The sequence below is a fragment of the Vibrio sp. 10N.261.51.F12 genome, from assembly GCF_041471725.1.
In the GTDB taxonomy this organism is placed as follows: domain Bacteria; phylum Pseudomonadota; class Gammaproteobacteria; order Enterobacterales; family Vibrionaceae; genus Vibrio.
In genome coordinates this window covers 331,577-349,812 of the sequence record NZ_JBFROV010000014.1, presented here as the reverse complement: position 1 = coordinate 349,812, position 18,236 = coordinate 331,577, and the positions used below count along the sequence as shown (strand labels likewise).

The window sequence follows — 18,236 nt, the reverse complement described above, 5'->3', positions numbered from 1 at the left end:
TTCAGTATTTAAAAGAGCCCCATTTGAGGTGCACTAAGATCATCAAAATTTTTGCCAATGAAAGGCAAAATGGCCTCGGCGACAGGGCGTAACTGCTTATCGATGTAATGTTGATAGTCAATGGGCGAGGTAATGTACTCTTTCGGCTCAGGACCATTGACCGTGAACACATATTCAATACGTCCTTTATTTTGGTATTGCAATGGTCGACCAAGTTGTTGATTAATTTGGTCAGCCATTCGAGCTGCTCTGACTTGCGGCGGTATGTTTTTAACGTACTCATGAAGCTTTCGTCTCAAACGTTTTTGGTACACTAGCTTGTGATCATATTCACCATTTGCGGTGGATTCGACAAAAGCACGAATGTAAGCGTCTGGGTCTTGGTCTGAAAATACCATTTGGTAGAGCTGCTTTTGAAACTCTTGCGCAAGCGGTGTCCAATCGGTACGCGCACTTTCTAACCCTTTAAATATTAAAGACTCGCCCTGTGCGGTTCGTCGCAACCCGGCATAGCGTTTCTTTGAGCCCATTTCTGAGCCACGAATCGTAGGCATGAGAAACTTTCCATAATGCGTTTCATATTCCAACTCGAGAATAGAGGTGAGTTGGAACTCATCACGCAAATGCTTTGTCCACCACTCATTAATCTGTTCAACAAGCTCGCCTCCGATGGCATCGGCCTTGTCGTTGGCAAAACGGTCATTAAGTGAAACAAAAATGGAGTCAGTGTCTCCGTAGATGACCTGATACCCTCGTTGTTCAATCAGCCATTTAGTTGTCTTCATTATTTCATGACCGCGCATGGTAATCGAAGAGGCGAGGCGAGTATCGAAGAAGCGACAGCCTGATGAACCCAAAACGCCGTAAAAAGAGTTCATGATTATTTTTATTGCTTGAGAAAACGCTTTTTCATTATTGGCTTTAGCGACATCTCGAGCTTTCCATAGTTCTTCAATCAAGTTTGGAAGAAAATGCTGAGTTCTATGAAATTGACCACCACGAAATCCTGCTACGGCTTGATTGTTGTCTTTGCCAACATCGATCTTTAATCCTTCAATCAGTCCCATAGGGTCAATTAAAAAAGAACGGATGATAGAGGGGTATAAGCTTTTAAAATCGAGAACTAATACAGAGTCGTATAGACCAGGTATTGAGTCCATCACGTAGCCTCCAGGGCTCGCGACCCAATTTTCTGGGTGTAGGTTTGGAGCCGCGTAGTTGGCACGATGTAAGCGTGGCAGGTAAAGGTTGGTAAAAGCGGCAACAGAGCCCCCAATGCGATCAAGCTCTACGCCAGTGAGTCGACTGCGCTCAATGGCAAAATCAAGTAAATGTGTGGTTTGAAAGATGCGATTTACCAGCACACAGTCTTGCAGGTTATATTTTGCCAAGGCAGGTTTATCTTCACGAAACATTCTATTAATTTCATCCATGCGGTCGTGAACGTTATGGATGGCTTTTCCTTCCCCGAGAAGTGCTTGCGAAACGGCTTCCAATGCCCATGAGCGAAAGTGATAAGTAGCGGTTTTAAGTGTATCGATGCCGTCCAGTACGACGCGTCCAGGAATCGTGATAAAACTTTGTTGGCTAGAGGTCAGTGTGCGGAAGTATACACGCTGTTCATTTCTGCCGAGATTGAGTGCGATATGATGGTATTCCGCGCGTTTGGTTAAGAGCTTAAAATCAAAATCGATAACACTCCAGCCTACAATCACATCGGGGTCAAAACGCTTAAACCATTGGTTTAGCGCAATGAGCAAGGCTTTTTCGTCAGTTACCCATTGGATTGTTGTTGTCGAGTCTTGAGGCTGTCCCACCATGATCACTCGGCTGTCATTGGCTGCATCTAGGCCGATAGAATAGAGTTGCCCCTTATCAGAACACTCAATATCAAGAGATAATACGTTGAGGTTCGGTGCGTTATCTGCGGCTTTACATTTGGCATCTGTGATTTGAACAAATTGATTGGGTTGCCCTGAGTTGATGACTTTACGGCGCCCGGTAAACGCCATGCTGCCTTGAATAAATCGTTCCATTAGGAATCGGTCGGCGAGTTTAATATCGCTTTCAAGTACCAGAATATCTTGGGCTTTTAATGTTTCTACGAGCTTACGAGATTCTGCAATAGAATCGCAATAAACAACGTTAAGTGGCTCACTGGCAAAGCTCATAAGTGCAACTGGGTTGTTGGATACCGCTATAGCCAGAGCGCACGCGCGCTCGGAGACAGCCAATGCACTTTCTTGTAGAACAAAAAACAGTGGACGTTGGTCGTGAATTAATAACTGCGTTGGGCCTTGTTCTGTGGCGAGCCAAAGTTCAATTTGAGGTCCGGAACGGGTATCCCTCGCTTGGCGGGTAAGGAGAAAGCCAGTTTGTATATCCAATGAGGTATTTCCTACGCAATCACGATTTAACTGAATATTGTAAAATAATCAGTGGCTGATAAAAGCCATTTTATTTTAGTGTATCAAAGCTCAAGGAAGAGCGAAAATCACAATGAAGACACTCAGCTACAAAAATGATGGGCATTTTTGAATAGTGACTTGTGTCGAGTTTTTGTCAATTAACAGATAATCATGTGGTTGTGGTTTCATAGTGAAAGCCATTAATTTGTTGTGATAAAACGTGAGCTTACGCCGGTAATGGCTTCCTTTGTATGTTTTGTAACCTAATGATTTTTAAGTTTTTATGATTGACGATCTGACAACTTCATCGTAATGTGTTGGCTAAAGTTTGCGGTCGTGCACGATATGCGCGAAAGCTTTTTTGTATAATTTGCGATATGATACGCAGCTTAGCTGCTATCCACTAACCTTGAGTGGTCGCAGAGCCAATTTGATAAGTGTGGAGATACAAGTTTGATTAATATTTTCCTTGTAGATGATCACGAACTGGTTCGCACAGGGATACGACGTATTATTGAAGACGTCCGTGGTATGAATGTAGCAGGGGAAGCTGACAGTGGTGAAGAGTCTGTAAAGTGGTGTCGAAGTAACCATGTCGACGTTATTTTAATGGATATGAACATGCCTGGAATCGGTGGGTTAGAAGCAACAAAAAAAATTCTACGCCACAATCCAGATGTTAAGATCATCGTACTAACTGTACATACAGAAAATCCATTTCCGACGAAAGTTATGCAGGCGGGCGCAGCGGGTTATCTAACCAAAGGCGCAGCACCTGATGAAATGGTTAATGCTATCCGTTTGGTCAACAGCGGTCAGCGTTATATCTCACCTGAAATTGCACAGCAAATGGCGTTGAGCCAATTCTCGTCAGCTTCAGAAAACCCGTTTAAAGACTTATCCGAGCGAGAGCTCCAGATCATGATGATGATCACTAAAGGACAAAAAGTAACGGATATTTCTGAACAGCTCAGCTTAAGCCCAAAGACTGTTAACAGCTACCGATATCGTTTGTTTAGTAAGCTTGATATCACTGGTGATGTTGAACTGACTCACTTAGCGATTCGACATGGAATGTTAGATACTGAGACCTTGTAGTGTCAGAACCCATTTTTGATTCAGCATCTTTTCTAAAAACAGTCACTAACCAACCCGGCGTCTACCGTATGTACGACGCTGAGTCGGTTGTGATCTATGTGGGTAAGGCAAAAGACCTTAAAAAGCGCCTCGCGAGCTATTTTCGCAAAAAGGTCGATCGCGAAAAAACGCGAGCCTTGGTGAGCCATATCGCCAAAATTGATGTGACGGTAACGCATACAGAAACAGAAGCCCTCATCCTCGAACACAATTATATCAAGCAGTATTTACCCAAATACAATGTATTACTGCGTGATGATAAGTCTTATCCTTACATCCTCATCTCAAATCACAAACATCCCAGATTGTCGCTTCACCGTGGTGCTCGGCGACGAAAGGGAGAGTACTTTGGCCCTTATCCAGATTCTGGGGCAGTCAGACAGACGCTACATCTTATCCAAAAGATATTTCCGGTACGTCAGTGTGAGGATTCGGTCTATGCGAACCGGAGCAGGCCGTGTTTGATGTATCAGATTGGCCGTTGTGCTGCGCCCTGTGTCAGTAGCATTATTTCTGATGAAGAGTATCAAGAGCTTGTTGAATATGTCCGTTTATTCCTCAAAGGGAAAGACAAGCATGTGCTTCAAATTTTGGTTGATAAAATGGATGAAGCCAGCCGTGCGCTCAAATTTGAAGATGCGGCTAAATATCGCGATCAGATCCAAGCTATTCGTCGCGTGCAAGAGCAGCAATTTGTATCTGAAGACAGTGACGATGATATGGATGTGCTGGGTTATGCTCAAGAAAATGGCGTCGCTTGTATTCATATTTTAATGATTCGACAAGGAAAAATTCTAGGCAGTCGCAGCCATTTTCCTAAAATACCGAATAACACTGACAAGCGAGAGGTCTTTTATAGCTTCTTGAGTCAGTACTACCTGAATCAAAGTGAATCTCGCACCATCCCAACTCGGATCATCCTAAATGATGGGTTAGTGGAAGAGGTAAATGAACTGCAACGTGCATTATCAGAAATAGCCGGTAGAAAAGTCACCTTCAATATTGAACCATCAGGATCTCGAGGTCAGTATTTAAAACTTTCCAATACCAATGCATTAACCGCTATTACCACCAAAATTAACCATAAAATGACGATCAACCAGCGTTTTAAAGCGCTGCAAAAAGTCTTTAAACTCGACAGTATTACCCGCATGGAATGTTTTGATATCAGCCATACGATGGGAGAAAACACCATTGCTTCGTGCGTTGTCTTTAATCAAGAAGGGCCGGTAAAGCAAGAGTATCGCCGTTACAATATTACTGGCATCACCGGAGGTGATGACTATGCTGCTATGGGGCAAGTGCTAGAACGTCGCTATTCAAAGCAAATAGATGTCGATAAGATACCGGATATTATTTTTATTGATGGTGGCAAAGGACAACTCAATCGAGCCGTGGATATTGTCTCTAAATATTGGGGGGAGTGGCCGAAGCTACCATTGCTGATTGGTATCGCGAAAGGCGTCACCCGTAAGCCAGGTTTAGAAACCCTAATTACACCGCAAGGTAACGAATTTAATCTACCAAGTGATGCGCCAGCGCTGCATTTGATTCAACACATTCGTGATGAAAGCCATAATCATGCCATTGCAGGTCATCGCGCTAAACGCGGAAAAGCGAGAAGAACCAGCCCACTTGAAGGAATTGAAGGGGTTGGACCTAAACGTCGGCAAGCCCTGCTTAAGTATATGGGGGGATTACAAGAATTGAAGCGAGCAACTGTTGAAGAAATCGCCAAAGTACCGGGAATTAGCATTTCTTTGGCAGAAAACATTCATCAAGCATTGAAACACTAGTAAAAATCCCGCAACATAAAGATGCAGTAGAAAAGAGCTGATAATTATATGCGTTTAAATATACCTAACATTTTGTCTTTGTTGAGATTGTTTCTCATCCCTGTATTCGTCGTGGCGTTTTACTTGCCCTATAGTTGGGCGCCTTTTGCCGCCGCTATGATATTTTGGGTCGCTGGTTTTACTGACTGGTTGGATGGGATGCTGGCGAGGAAACTAAACCAAACGTCTCGTTTTGGTGCCTTTATCGACCCCGTTGCGGATAAAGTTCTCGTGGCGACGGCCCTGATATTGATCACTGAGCATTATCATAGCATTTGGATTACCATTCCCGCGGTGACCATGATTGCACGAGAAATTATCATCTCAGCATTAAGAGAGTGGATGGCTGAAATAGGCAAGCGTGCAAGTGTCGCAGTGTCTTGGGTCGGTAAGGTAAAAACAGTGATGCAGATGTTTGCGTTGTGGGTGTTGGTTTGGCGTTATGATGACTGGATGATTTGGGTCGGTTATGTTGCGTTGTACATTGCAACGATTCTTACCTACTGGTCAATGATGCAATACCTGTCTGCTGCAAAAGATGATTTGTTGAATTCCGAAGATTAGAAAAAGGCGAGCCAAGTGCTCGCCTTTTTCATGCCTGAAATATACGTAGAAGCGATGAGCATCAACTAATTTGGATTTTAAGTAAGCGATACCTTGCAGGCTCTTACTTTGTCTCAATTGAAATCAAAGTTAAATAGTAAATAATCTGCATGTTTATGCTACTAAATTGAGCAAATCGACCTTTTTTGAATGTTTATTAGGCAAACGATTCAAAATATAAAAAAATACTATTGACTCATTTGTCCGATTACGTAAAATGCATCCCGTACTCAAGAGGAACTGCTCAAAGCAACCTTAAGAGTAGAAGTTAAAAAGGCGCCTTGGCAGAGTGGCTATGCAGCGGATTGCAAATCCGTGGACCTCGGTTCGACTCCGGGAGGCGCCTCCATTCTCTTTCTCAGTTGATGAGCTAGAAGAATGAAAAAGCGATACTAGCTCAGTTGGTAGAGCGCAACCTTGCCAAGGTTGAGGTCATCGGTTCGAACCCGATGTATCGCTCCAAATTAAAATCTTATGGCGAAAGCGATAAGACACAGATGGTGTTTAACCACTCTTTATTAAAAGAGTACATTGGTTGGCGCATCGCAAGAAATTGCGTGCCCTGGTGGTGGAATTGGTAGACACAAGGGATTTAAAATCCCTCGACGTTCGCGTTGTGCCGGTTCAAGTCCGGCCCGGGGCACCATCTATTAAAGTCTGTATAGTGATTACAGCAATGCGATACTAGCTCAGTTGGTAGAGCGCAACCTTGCCAAGGTTGAGGTCATCGGTTCGAACCCGATGTATCGCTCCATTTTAAAAAGCCCTAGCAGAAATGCTAGGGCTTTTTGGTTTTTAATTATCATCTGAATCTACGTCTAAATCTTTCTTTATCTTCTCGATTCTTTTTGCAATTATGTCCCGCACCAATCCGCTTTTTATTCGCCAGGGAGTATCCATGTTTACAGGTATCATTCAATCTGTCGCCACTATCGAAAAAATTACAGACCTCAACGGTATCCGCACGTTTGAGATTGGCTTTGCGCCCGGCTTTTGCATTGATCTGGAAATTGGAGCTAGTGTTGCGGTAGATGGAGTCTGTTTAACGGTGACGCAGTTAATTAATGAGAACAGAGCAAGTTTCGATGTGATGCTACAAAGCTTGGCAATCACGACCTTGAGTGATTTCACGCAAGGGCAGCGTATTAATGTTGAGCGTGCAGCAAAAGATGGGGCAGAAATTGGCGGTCATCCTTTATCTGGTCACGTTGATTTTAAAACGGAGCTTGTAGACATACTTAAGCAAGAAGACAACTATCGCATTCGCTTTGGCTTGCCCGAGCAATGGAAGCCTTATGTGTTTCCTAAAGGTTATATTGCCATTAATGGCGCTAGTTTGACGGTGTCTGAGGTGGATAAGAAAGACAACTGGTTTGACGTTTGGTTGATCCCTGAAACATTGCGAATGACGACGTTTGGACATAAAGGAGCCAATGACTGCGTTAACATCGAGATTGAGCGTGGCACTCAGGTGATTGTCGACACCGTTCGGGATACCATTAAAGAAACGCTTGGGCCACTATTGCCGATGTTTGAACAATTTCTTGAACAACAAGGCGTCGACGTTGACGTAATTGGCCAACATACTACGCAAAGCCTTTCTAACAAAAAATAAACCAATGCATCGTGTTACCAATAACGCCGTAACAAGCAGGTTACGGCGTTATTCTATCGGTTTCATTTCCTGGACTGCTAACTATTCAATACATCAATAAACGGTTGCGAGCAGAATCAGTTTTATGGTATTTTTCTGCGCAATCTCGGAGCGATTCTGGGGGATACGCGTCGTGCCGTTCAAATAACGGGATTACGTAGGGTAGGTATTGATTATCCATACAATCAATAGACGGGATACTGTTGTCGCCAAGCGGCATGTTTAAGGGAAACCCAACATTGAAACTTATTAACTCTCACTCCTTCTCTCATACTGTATTCGTACAGTGTTTGTTTCCTATTTGTGTCGTACGCGCAAACAGCAATATTACAGAGCCTTGATCTTATAGAGTAAAAATTCGCCTAAACCGAATTATCCGTTTAGCGCTTTGTCACATCTGAAGGTTCAGATGGGGCGTATTTTGCTATCTATTTTGTTGGGAATAGAACCCACGCAATATCAAGGTTACACAAATGAGTACAGCATTCGAAATCGAATCTACAGAATTCGCCGCGTCAATATTAGCGCACGTGCCCCATCTTGACGGCCTTTATGATCTCTCCCCTGATCAGGTATTACTTGATCAGGCCGAGCATGAGTCTGATGTTCGTTCATATCCGAGACGTCTTCCCATTGCCATTAAACGTGCACATGGTGCGCTCGTTGAAGATACTCGAGGACAAATCTTTCTCGACTGCCTAGCGGGTGCGGGCACCTTAGCAATGGGATATAACCATCCAGAGATCAACCAGGCGCTTAAGGCGCAGCTTGATTCTGGCCTTCCATACCAAACGCTCGACATTACCACCGTCGCGAAAGACACGTTTATTAAGCGGGTGAAATCCTTCCTTCCTTCTGATTTTGCTCACAATTCAGTGATTCAGTTTTGCGGCCCCTCTGGCGCAGACGCCGTTGAGGCGGCAATAAAACTGGCAAAGCAAACCACAGGCCGAAACACCATGTTTGCCTTTAGAGGGGCTTATCATGGTATGACCAACGGTACGATGGGAATGATGGGGAACTTGGGGACAAAGGCCCGCCGCACTGGCTTAATGTCGGATGTACATTTTATGCCATTCCCATACAACTTACGCTGTCCGTTTGGTTTGGGAGGGGATGCTGGAGCGAAGCAGAGCATTCGCTATATTGAGCGACTTCTTAACGATGACGAAGCCGGTATCATGAAGCCTGCTGCGATCATTGTTGAACCTGTGCAAGGTGAGGGTGGTGTGATTCCAGCGCCTGCGTTTTGGCTTAAAGCGCTACGACGCATTTGTGATGAACACGATATTTTATTGATTCTCGATGAGATCCAATGCGGTGTGGGCAAAACAGGCTATCGGTTCGCGTTTGAAGAATCCGGTATTTCGCCTGATATATTATGTCTCTCTAAGGCGATTGGTGGTGGTCTGCCTATGTCACTTTTGGTCTTTAATAAAAAGATTGATACGTGGCAAGCGGGTGAACACACCGGGACATTTCGAGGTAATCAACTCGCGATGGTATCGGGCGCGAAGGCACTTGAGATCATTGAGCGAGACAACTTGGTTGAACATGCCAATGTCGCCGGCGAATACTTACGTATGGGCCTAGAGCGCATTCAAAGTCGCGTCAACTGTATAGCAGAGGTTCGCGGTAAAGGCCTGATGCTTGGCTTGGAGATTGTTCGACCAACGGGTGAGCGCAATAAATTTGATGAGCCGTGTGCGGATGGCGAATTGACTCTAGCCATTCAACGTGCGGCGCTAGAGCGAGGCTTGATGGTAGAGAAGGGCGGCCGTGATGGATCGGTCATTCGATTGCTCCCTCCTTTAATTATCAGTTACGAACAGATAGATTTTGCTTTGCGGGTGATTGAAGAAGCGATCATTGTTGCAGGCGGCGGACAAAAGAGTGAGCAAGAAGCCAAGCGCCAAACTTGGAAGAAACACTTTGTTCATACCGGGTCAAATGGCAGCACTGAGTTTTCTCAAGTGATGAATCATACTACTCAGGCAATGAAAGAAGTCTTTGAGCAAACTCACGCCCCGTATTCAGCGCTTGACCCTCAGCAATTGGAAGCGGCGATCAACGCCGTCAATTTGGATGGCTATAATCACAACCTTCAAGCCGTTGTCGATGATACGGCCGATCTTGTTGCTCGCCATTCTATTTTTACCCAGCACCCTGATTGTATCGCTCACCTTCACACCCCACCCTTGATGCCGGCGATTGCCGCTGAATCTATGATTGCGGCGTTGAATCAATCTATGGACTCTTGGGATCAAGCGTCTTCGGCAACCTATGTCGAGCAGAAGGTATTGAACTGGCTCTGTGAACGATACTCGCTGGGCGAGCAAGCCGACGGTATCTTCACAAGTGGCGGGACGCAAAGTAACCTTATGGGCTTGCTGCTCGCGCGCGACCGTATTACTGATGTGATCAATGATCACTCGATACAAAAACAAGGCTTACCGCACTATGCGGATAAGCTGCGTATCGTCTGTTCAGACAAATCCCATTTTACGGTACAAAAGTCGGCATCTTTGCTTGGCTTGGGTGAAAAGGCGGTGCACTGCGTTGCGACCAACGAAGATGGTACGATTCAAGTTGATGCGTTGAAAGCGGATATCGAGCAGCTGATCACACAAGGACTAATCCCCTTTGCGTTAGTTGGAACGGCAGGCACCACGGATCATGGGGCGATTGATGACCTTGAAGCGTTGTCGCAGATCTCGACCGCTCACGATATGTGGTTTCATGTTGATGGTGCTTACGGCGGCGCGCTGATTTTAAGTGGACACAAAGCCAAATTGCTAGGCATTGAAAAAGCAGATTCGGTCAGCGTTGATTTCCATAAACTATTTTATCAAACCATCAGTTGTGGTTCGCTTTTGATCAAAGATCGAAGCAACTTTAAGTATCTTTTGCACCATGCTGATTACCTTAACCGAGAGCATGATGAGTTACCTAACCTTGTCGATAAATCGATCACGACAACTAAGCGCTTTGATGCATTGAAGGTCTTTATGACCATGCAAAGCGTCGGTCCCGCAGCGTTAGGTGAGATGGTTGATCATCTCATTGAGCAGGCTCAAGACGTTGCTCAACTTGTTAAACAGCATGGGAACTTTGAACTGCTTGCGACGCCATCGTTGTCGACGGTTTTGTTCCGAGCGGCACATCATGAGGTCGAGGATCTTGACCAACTGAATAAAATCATCAGATTAGAAGCGCTCACTCGAGGTGTTGTGGTTCTAGGGGAAACCGTTGTAAAGGGGCAATCAGCCCTTAAGTTCACAATACTTAACCCGTGTTTAACCCTTTCTCATTTTGAAACGTTACTCAATAATATTAATCAATTAGCCCTTGAGCTAGTGACAAAAGGAAACAAATAATGGCAGTTTTACAAATCGGCGCAGGTGGTGTTGGATGGGTTATTGCTCATAAAGCCGCGCAAAACAACCAGGTGTTGGGTGATATTACGATTGCATCACGCACGGTCGCGAAGTGTGAAAAAATCATTGAATCCATCAAGGGCAAAAATAACCTTCAAGATGCGAGTAAAAAGCTGGTAGCGCGCTCTGTCAACGCTGATGACGTTGAGGCTTTAGTTGCACTAATTAAAGACGTACAACCTGATCTTGTTATTAATGCGGGCCCTCCGTGGGTAAACATCACCATTATGGAAGCCTGCTTGCAAGCGAAGGTCTCCTATCTTGATACGTCGGTAGCGGTTGATCTGTGCTCAGAAGGCCAGCAAGTACCACAAGCCTATGATTGGCAGTGGGGCTTCCGCGACAAATTCAAAGACGCGGGTATTACCGGCATTCTCGGTGCTGGTTTTGATCCAGGCGTCGTGAGTGTATTTGCCGCTTACGCTGTCAAGCATCTGTTCGATGAGATAGATACTATTGATGTGATGGATGTGAATGCAGGCGATCATGGTAAGAAATTTGCTACCAACTTTGATCCTGAAACGAACATGCTTGAGATTCAAGGGGATTCTTTCTACTGGGAAAATGGCGAGTGGAAACAAGTTGGCTGTCATTCTCGTATGCTTGAGTTTGATTTCCCATTAGTAGGTAAGCATAAAGTCTATTCAATGGCGCACGATGAAGTTCGCTCTATGCAGGAATTCATCCCAGCAAAACGTATCGAATTTTGGATGGGTTTTGGTGATAGCTATCTCAATTACTTTAACTGTATGCGTGATATTGGATTGCTTAGCCCTGATCCTGTTACGCTGCATGATGGTACGGAAGTTCACCCGTTGCACGTATTAAAAGCCCTGCTACCTGATCCGACGTCACTGGCTCCAGGCTACACTGGCAAGACTTGTATTGGTACTTGGGTGCAAGGGACCAAAGACGGTAAGGCGCGCAGTGTCTTTATCTACAATAATGCCGACCACGAAGTCGCGTATGAAGATGTTGAACATCAGGCGATTTCTTACACCACCGGTGTACCGGCTATAACGGCTGCACTTCAATACTTCCGTGGTGAATGGGCGGATGCTGGCGTATTTAATATGGAGCAACTGAATCCGGACCCATTCTTGGCAACAATGCCTGAGATTGGTCTTGATTGGCACGTTCAAGAGCTTGAAGTCGGTCAGCCGGATATTCATATCCTAAAATAATCAGGGTTGCTGATCGAAAAATGCGTGACTCATCGATGATGAGCTGGCGCATTTTGCGGTAAGGATTCAGTAAAAACACTAAGCCGATGCTTTTAGCATCGGCTTAGTGAGTTCTTTTTGAGTGATAAAACGATGCAAAACAGTGAACCAAAAACGCCGTATTTTATGATCAACGAAGAAAAGTTGATCGCGAATCTTGAGAAAGCCAAGTACCTGAAAGAACAATCAGGCGTGAAGCTAGTACTTGCGCTCAAGTGTTTTTCCACTTGGGGCGTGTTTGATGTGATCAAGCCCTATTTAGATGGCACGACAAGCAGCGGACCTTATGAAGTCAGGCTCGGCAATGAAACCTTTGGCGGTGAAACTCATGCTTATAGCGTAGGCTACACGGAAGATGACGTTCGTGAGGTTGTCGATATTTGTGACAAGATGATCTTTAACTCGCAGTCTCAACTTGCGGCTTATTGCCATATTGTTGAAGGTAAAGCATCGATTGGCTTGCGTCTTAATCCAGGCGTGAGTTATGCCGGTCAAGACTTAGCCAACCCAGCGAGACAATATTCTCGCCTTGGTGTTCAAGCTGATCACATCGATCTTAATGTCTTCGATTCGATCGACGGTGTGATGTTCCACATGAATTGCGAAAACAAAGATGTTGATGCATTTATTGGATTGTTAGCGGCGATTTCTGAGCAATTTGGTACGCACTTAGACAAACTCGACTGGGTGAGCATGGGCGGCGGAGTCTTCTTTACATGGCCTGATTATGACATCGATAAACTCAGTGCGGCATTGAAAGCATTTGCTGACAAGCATGGAGTACAGATGTACCTTGAGCCCGGTGAAGCCATTATCACTCAAACGACCGATCTTGTCGTGACGGTGGTTGATATTGTTGAAAATGGGTTGAAAACGGCGATCGTCAATTCAGCAACAGAAGCGCATCGACTCGATACCTTAATCTATGATGAACCTGCGTCTATTCGAGAAGCAAGTGTCGATGGTGAACATGAGTATGTGATTGGATCGTGTTCATGTTTAGCGGGAGATCAATTTTGTGTCGCCAATTTTGATGAACCACTACATGTTGGTCAGAAGCTTCATATTATGGACAGCGCCGGTTATACCATGGTCAAACTCAATTGGTTTAATGGCTTAAAAATGCCGTCTATCTTCTGTCAACGAACGGATGGACGGATTCAAAAGCTCAATGAATTTGATTATGGTGATTTTAAGCGCTCTCTATCTCAATGGCGTATCAATTAGCGACGGCGTAGTCCATATCTTTTGGCCTTAGTTGCCCAAGTGATTGAGATCATTAAGCACATTCGTTACAGTCGCGAGACTGTACGAATGCTGCAACTTAACCTAATTTAGAGTGATGAACATGGTAATTATCTCAACCAATGTCGGTGATATCGAGATCGAACTCAATCTTGAAAAGGCACCAGTGAGTGCTAAAAACTTCTTAAGATATTGCCAAGAAGGCTTTTATGACGGCACTATTTTCCATCGTGTCATCGATGGATTTATGATTCAAGGCGGCGGCCTTGATGACAAAATGACAGAAAAATCGACTCGAGCACCAATTGTTAATGAAGCGAATCGAGGCTTAAAGAATGTAATCGGTAGCATCGCGATGGCAAGAACAGATGCGCCACATTCTGCGACGGCTCAATTCTTCATCAATTTGGATGACAACGATTTTCTCGACCATACTGCGACCACAAACAACGGTTGGGGTTATGCGGTATTTGGAAAGGTGACTGCGGGGATGGATGTAGTGAATGCTATTGCTAAGGTCAAAACGACCTCGAAGCTTGGCCACGATGACGTTCCGCAAGACGTGATTGTCATCGAGCGCGTCTCCGTTCAGTAACTCATCAATTATTTCTTACGCCTTAATTTAAGTCATAGTGCTTCATGTTACTTATACTGCGATGACTATATTACTTTGACGACGTGGCCGTTACGTCATGACGACGGTCATGACGTGTGGATTATCAATGAGCACGTCGATTGTTTTAATGTCAGTCAAAACAATAAGGCGCATCTCTTCATCGCACTGTAACCTCAGGCACTCTTCTTTACCTTCATTTCTTTGGGTATCTATCGCGATGCCTTCAATAACATCCTTGCTTGGTTCATTGCCACTAAAGTGACTACTATTTTGTGTTTGTATGTTGAGAGCAATACGAATCGGGAAACGATACAAACACAATAACTCAATTTGGTCGTAGTGCGCGCAAGACAACATGATGTGAACTCCGTTTAGTGTACCACTTATTTATCGCTATGGGTGTAGCGCTATGGGTGTAGCGCTATGGATTTAGTGCTTGGAACATCAACAGTTTATAGAAGCGTAGTAAAAGTCAGATTCGTTTGCGAAATGAAAATTGAACCGAAGCGGCTTTGACTTTTCGACGTTGATGTCTAAAGAAAATTGTTTGGTCGGCATTGTATCAAACTCAATGCGATACCACAGGGTCTGCTGATATCGTTGAGTGATCTTAAATGAAGTCGGTGACTGTGGTGTTGGTGCGTTTGGTGTCGATAGCTGAACTTGACCAAGGTGTTGCCATTCAGACGAGGCTGGAGCGAGATCTTTTGACTCTAACGTCACCACAACGACAAGGTTTTGGGCGGTTGGCGTATTAGGGAAAACCTGTAAACGATAGCGAGCGGTGTATGCCGACAGGCCATCCAATTCGGTTTTATGGTATCCACAACTTCGGCTTTTGACTAATTCATGATTGTCTTTAATGGGTTTAAAGTAAGTTCTCTGGGTAGGGTAAGCCACGCAACCAGCAAGGGACAACAAACTCATTCCGATAATGAATGCACGCATCATAGGGTGATTCCTGTGAAGAAAAATTGAGTATGCCGCAAGAAAATATCAATAAATAGTCAGGCTGACCAAGTGTTACCTTAACAGTAACAAAGCTGACAAACTTGGACGTAACAGCTGGGGGCGAATCTCTGTTGTCTATTGCGGTTCAGTACCGTCTCATTTAAAGTCATCGCTATAGATGTCATGTTTCGCAGTTGAGTACGTATGCAATTATTGGTAGATAGAACCGGTGAGCAATTTCTTAGTATTTTGCAACAGACAGACGATCATGTCCGTGTTCAGTTCATTTCAAATGAGGGAGTAGCGAAAGGAAAACCGTTTTCCGATCGTTTATCAGGGTTATTCCTTGCTGGCTGGAGTGTGAGACAAACCTCAACCGCTATTGGGCTTGAACGCTTTCAGCAAGGTGTGCTGGAAGATGAAAAAGTGAGCTTTTCGCTTCATCAGCTATTTCCCTTAGGGCGCAAGGTGAAATTACCCACTAACGAGGTAGTGACCATTGCTAGCTACGCCAACACGCACCAAGGCGGATACTATATGTACGTTCGCGCTCACGGGGAGTTGAAACGCTTAAAAATTGAGGCAACTTGGCAGTTGCTTCCGTCGGACAAGCTGCTTGCTTTGCCTTATTATCCAGCCCCGCGAACTAAAGCTGAGATAGACAATATCAATAGCTTCGATGCGTGGGCTGGTGGTTTTTAACTCCGCTTAATATCTTGTTCAGTAAGCGGATTCGTTATTGCTTACTTTGCGAGCGCCTCAACGATAGCTTTACCCACAGCGTGCGCGCTCGTTGGGTTCTGGCCGGTAATCACTCGGTTATCGGTCAATACGAGTTCACCCCAAGGCTGAACTTTTGAATAGCGAGCCGCAGTACGTGCTAGGGAGTCTTCAAGCAAGAACGGAATTTTATCGATAGTGCCAAAATCGACTTCTTCTTCACGAGTAAATCCAGTCACAGATTTTGACGCAAGCAGCTTTTCGCCGTTACTCAAAGTGATAGGCAAGAGTGCAGCAGGGCCATGACATACTGCCGCTAAGAGGCCACCATTTTCATAATGCGTGGCTGCGATACGAGCAAAATCATCATTGCTTGCAAGGTCTGAAAGCAAACCAAACCCGCCAGGATAGAAAATAGCGTCATAATCAGCAACGTTAATCTGTCCTACAGGGATGGTGTTGTTGATGCTGTTTTGAAGATCGTCATTGTTAAGCATTGCAGTATTGACGTCATCACCTTCCATATCGGTACCATAAAGTGGCGCTTTGCCACCATGAATTGAAGCGATGTCGTAATCAAAGCCTGCTTCCAGCAACACATGTAGCGCATGAGTCAGCTCTGGTGCATAGGTACCGTTCGCGTCCTGAGTATCGCCAAGTGTGGCATGGTTCGTTACTGGTATAAGTACTTTCTTCATTTTATTGTCCTTTTGACTTTGGGTCGGTCTTTTGCCGTTGAGTTAATACTAATAGTAAGTCGCTTTAATGATAATATCTGTTAATGGAAAAATATTATTGCTATTTAGCAATAATATCGATTACGTTGATATGGGCTAAAGCAAGTTGGTAGAGAACGATGGACAGTTTTGAGGGGATTAACGAGTTTGTTGCAGTCGCGGAAAGCCAGGGTTTTTCTGCCGCGGCAAAACAATTGGGGTGCAGTACTAGTCATGTCAGTAGGCAAGTATCGCGACTAGAAGAGCGATTGGGTACGGCATTGTTTGCTCGCTCTACTAGGTTGGTCAGTCTGACACAAACAGGACAGGCGTATTATCAACACTGTAAAGACCTGGTCGTAGGGCTGCAGCAAGCGAATGAACAAGTGAGCTCACAGCAGATCCAACTCAATGGCACACTGCGTGTTAGCGCGGCTGGTGCATTTGCTGAAAAATATGTGGCCCCAGCGTTAATGGAATTTGCTAAACAATATCCCGATCTAACCATAGATATGGACTTTAACAGCCGGATGGTGAACTTTATCGAAGATGGGATCGATTTTGCTATTCGTTATGGCAAGCTCTCTGACTCCGGTTTGGTCGCGCGAAAACTGCTCGACCGCCCAATGGCTTCTGTCGCAAGTCCCGCTTACTTAGCGGCGCATGGTATCCCACAACACCCTCAACAACTTAAACGACACAGTTGTATTGTGGCTAACAATGATCATTGGACTTTCACACATGAAGGCGAGCCGTTAGAGGCGATTCGAGTACAGGGAAGGTGGAAAAGCAATAATGCAGAGGCGGTGGTAAAAGCCTGTGAGCAAGGATTAGGCATCGCCTACATGCCGAAAAGTACATTTACCAACTCGATCGATGACGGTTTGTTAGTCCCGGTGTTACAACCCTATTGGGGCAAGGGATTAAGCAGTTGGATTGTTTATCAAAATCGACGGTTCTTGCCAATGCGAGCGCGTTTAGCGATTGATTACCTACTCGAGCATTTTTCGCAATGGCAAGAACTCGAACCAAAGCGTTAAAACCGGCAAGGTGGAGTTTAATAGCAGAATTTGGCAAGGCTAGCGAGGCGGTTGTAAAGGCCGTGCAGTGAGATAAATAATGCAATGAACTTAACATAAATGTGGGTAACGGAAGCTTAGGAATGGAACAAAGGCAGACTGATGAGTACTGCCCTTGGATGTGATCAAACTTGACTCTACGCCTTATTTGAAAATAGGTTGGTCGAAGTTATGACCTTCGTCGCTGTATGCAGTGACCATCACGTCGGCGACTAATCCTGTTTCACTTTGAACTTGGCTTTCAAAGAAGTGTTGAATTTGCTGTCTGCGCCCATGTGCCGCCCATGCTTCAGCATCTCGCCAGACTTCATTGAATACGATTGAGAAATCGTTGTTAGTGGCACTTGGGTGCTTGATCTGACGAGTGACCGTATACTGAATACAACCCTCCTCACGGTATGAATCGGGCTCTAGTGCTTTTAATACTTCGAATAACTCAGCTTCTTTGCCTGTCTTGGGTTTGAATTGCGCTAATACATAAACTCGACTTGTCATCGTAAATCCTCTGTGTTGAGTTATAGCTGGTGTGAATGCCTTGGTTGCCATTGATAGGTCGAGGCGCAAGCACAATAAACTAAACTCATCAGAGATGCGAGAGAACTATTTACATTA

Annotated in this window: 15 protein-coding genes and 4 tRNA genes; 14 read left to right on the top strand and 5 right to left on the bottom strand. The window is 44.8% G+C overall.

All coding sequences use genetic code 11. From position 1 onward, the window contains the following. Positions 1–8: 8 nt before the first annotated feature. On the bottom strand, positions 9–2,387 hold the full coding sequence (locus AB4405_RS08860) for a DNA polymerase II (RefSeq protein ID WP_372060476.1): 2,379 nt from the start codon (positions 2,385–2,387) through the stop codon (positions 9–11). A 474-nt stretch (positions 2,388–2,861) separates the two neighbouring features. On the opposite strand from AB4405_RS08860, the gene uvrY reads away from it, so the two are divergent. The 12 genes from uvrY to AB4405_RS08800 all read left to right on the top strand — a co-directional run bounded on the left by uvrY (position 2,862) and on the right by AB4405_RS08800 (position 14,137). Continuing rightward, positions 2,862–3,506 carry a UvrY/SirA/GacA family response regulator transcription factor gene (uvrY, locus tag AB4405_RS08855; RefSeq protein ID WP_102470501.1) on the top strand — a complete coding sequence of 215 codons (645 nt, stop codon included), beginning with the start codon at positions 2,862–2,864 and terminating at the stop codon, positions 3,504–3,506. After that, positions 3,506–5,341, top strand: coding sequence for an excinuclease ABC subunit UvrC (gene uvrC / locus AB4405_RS08850; RefSeq protein ID WP_372060475.1), 1,836 nt, complete (start codon positions 3,506–3,508; stop codon positions 5,339–5,341). The genes uvrY and uvrC overlap by 1 nt, the downstream gene beginning before the upstream one ends. 48 nt (positions 5,342–5,389) lie before the next feature. Continuing rightward, entirely contained in the window at positions 5,390–5,944 is a 555-nt protein-coding gene (pgsA, locus tag AB4405_RS08845) for a CDP-diacylglycerol--glycerol-3-phosphate 3-phosphatidyltransferase (RefSeq protein ID WP_102470503.1), read from the top strand. Between the two features lie 314 nt (positions 5,945–6,258). Beyond that, positions 6,259–6,332: transfer RNA gene (locus AB4405_RS08840), tRNA-Cys, on the top strand. Positions 6,333–6,369: 37 nt separating this feature from the next. Beyond that, positions 6,370–6,445: transfer RNA gene (locus AB4405_RS08835), tRNA-Gly, on the top strand. 97 nt (positions 6,446–6,542) lie between these two features. Then, a tRNA-Leu gene (locus tag AB4405_RS08830) sits at positions 6,543–6,629 on the top strand. A 32-nt stretch (positions 6,630–6,661) separates the two neighbouring features. Next, positions 6,662–6,737, top strand: a tRNA-Gly gene (locus AB4405_RS08825). A gap of 144 nt (positions 6,738–6,881) precedes the next feature. Continuing rightward, complete coding sequence (locus tag AB4405_RS08820) at positions 6,882–7,598, top strand: riboflavin synthase subunit alpha (protein WP_102470504.1); 717 nt, start codon at positions 6,882–6,884, stop codon at positions 7,596–7,598. 512 nt (positions 7,599–8,110) lie between these two features. Further along, positions 8,111–11,014: a pyridoxal phosphate-dependent class III aminotransferase gene (locus tag AB4405_RS08815; RefSeq protein WP_372060474.1), complete on the top strand. Its 2,904-nt coding sequence runs from the start codon at positions 8,111–8,113 to the stop codon at positions 11,012–11,014. Further along, positions 11,014–12,258, top strand: a complete 1,245-nt coding sequence (locus AB4405_RS08810) for a carboxynorspermidine synthase (RefSeq protein WP_372060473.1) — start codon at positions 11,014–11,016, stop codon at positions 12,256–12,258. The genes AB4405_RS08815 and AB4405_RS08810 overlap by 1 nt, the downstream gene beginning before the upstream one ends. Positions 12,259–12,390: 132 nt before the next feature. Then, entirely contained in the window at positions 12,391–13,524 is a 1,134-nt protein-coding gene (gene nspC / locus AB4405_RS08805; RefSeq protein WP_372060472.1) for a carboxynorspermidine decarboxylase, read from the top strand. Between the two features lie 121 nt (positions 13,525–13,645). Further along, positions 13,646–14,137 carry a peptidylprolyl isomerase gene (locus AB4405_RS08800; RefSeq protein WP_102470508.1) on the top strand — a complete coding sequence of 164 codons (492 nt, stop codon included), beginning with the start codon at positions 13,646–13,648 and terminating at the stop codon, positions 14,135–14,137. Between the two features lie 90 nt (positions 14,138–14,227). Here the strand turns inward: AB4405_RS08800 and AB4405_RS08795 are convergent, their stop codons facing one another. Then, positions 14,228–14,515 (bottom strand): Rho-binding antiterminator, encoded by a 288-nt coding sequence (locus AB4405_RS08795; protein ID WP_102470509.1) that lies wholly within the window; start codon positions 14,513–14,515, stop codon positions 14,228–14,230. An 87-nt stretch (positions 14,516–14,602) separates the two neighbouring features. Continuing rightward, positions 14,603–15,109 (bottom strand): hypothetical protein, encoded by a 507-nt coding sequence (locus AB4405_RS08790; protein ID WP_372060471.1) that lies wholly within the window; start codon positions 15,107–15,109, stop codon positions 14,603–14,605. A gap of 204 nt (positions 15,110–15,313) precedes the next feature. Here AB4405_RS08790 and AB4405_RS08785 point away from each other — a divergent pair, with 204 nt between their 5' ends. Beyond that, positions 15,314–15,811: a hypothetical protein gene (locus tag AB4405_RS08785; protein ID WP_102470511.1), complete on the top strand. Its 498-nt coding sequence runs from the start codon at positions 15,314–15,316 to the stop codon at positions 15,809–15,811. A gap of 41 nt (positions 15,812–15,852) precedes the next feature. Here AB4405_RS08785 and AB4405_RS08780 read toward each other — a convergent pair whose 3' ends face one another. Continuing rightward, on the bottom strand, positions 15,853–16,527 hold the full coding sequence (locus AB4405_RS08780; protein ID WP_102532862.1) for a type 1 glutamine amidotransferase domain-containing protein: 675 nt from the start codon (positions 16,525–16,527) through the stop codon (positions 15,853–15,855). 158 nt (positions 16,528–16,685) lie between these two features. Here AB4405_RS08780 and AB4405_RS08775 point away from each other — a divergent pair, with 158 nt between their 5' ends. Continuing rightward, positions 16,686–17,585, top strand: a complete 900-nt coding sequence (locus AB4405_RS08775; protein WP_372060470.1) for a LysR family transcriptional regulator — start codon at positions 16,686–16,688, stop codon at positions 17,583–17,585. A 183-nt stretch (positions 17,586–17,768) separates the two neighbouring features. Here AB4405_RS08775 and AB4405_RS08770 read toward each other — a convergent pair whose 3' ends face one another. Continuing rightward, the gene (locus AB4405_RS08770; protein ID WP_102470514.1) at positions 17,769–18,119 is read right to left on the bottom strand and encodes a putative quinol monooxygenase; all 351 of its coding nucleotides are present in this window, start codon (positions 18,117–18,119) and stop codon (positions 17,769–17,771) included. Between the last annotated feature and the right edge of the window lie 117 nt (positions 18,120–18,236).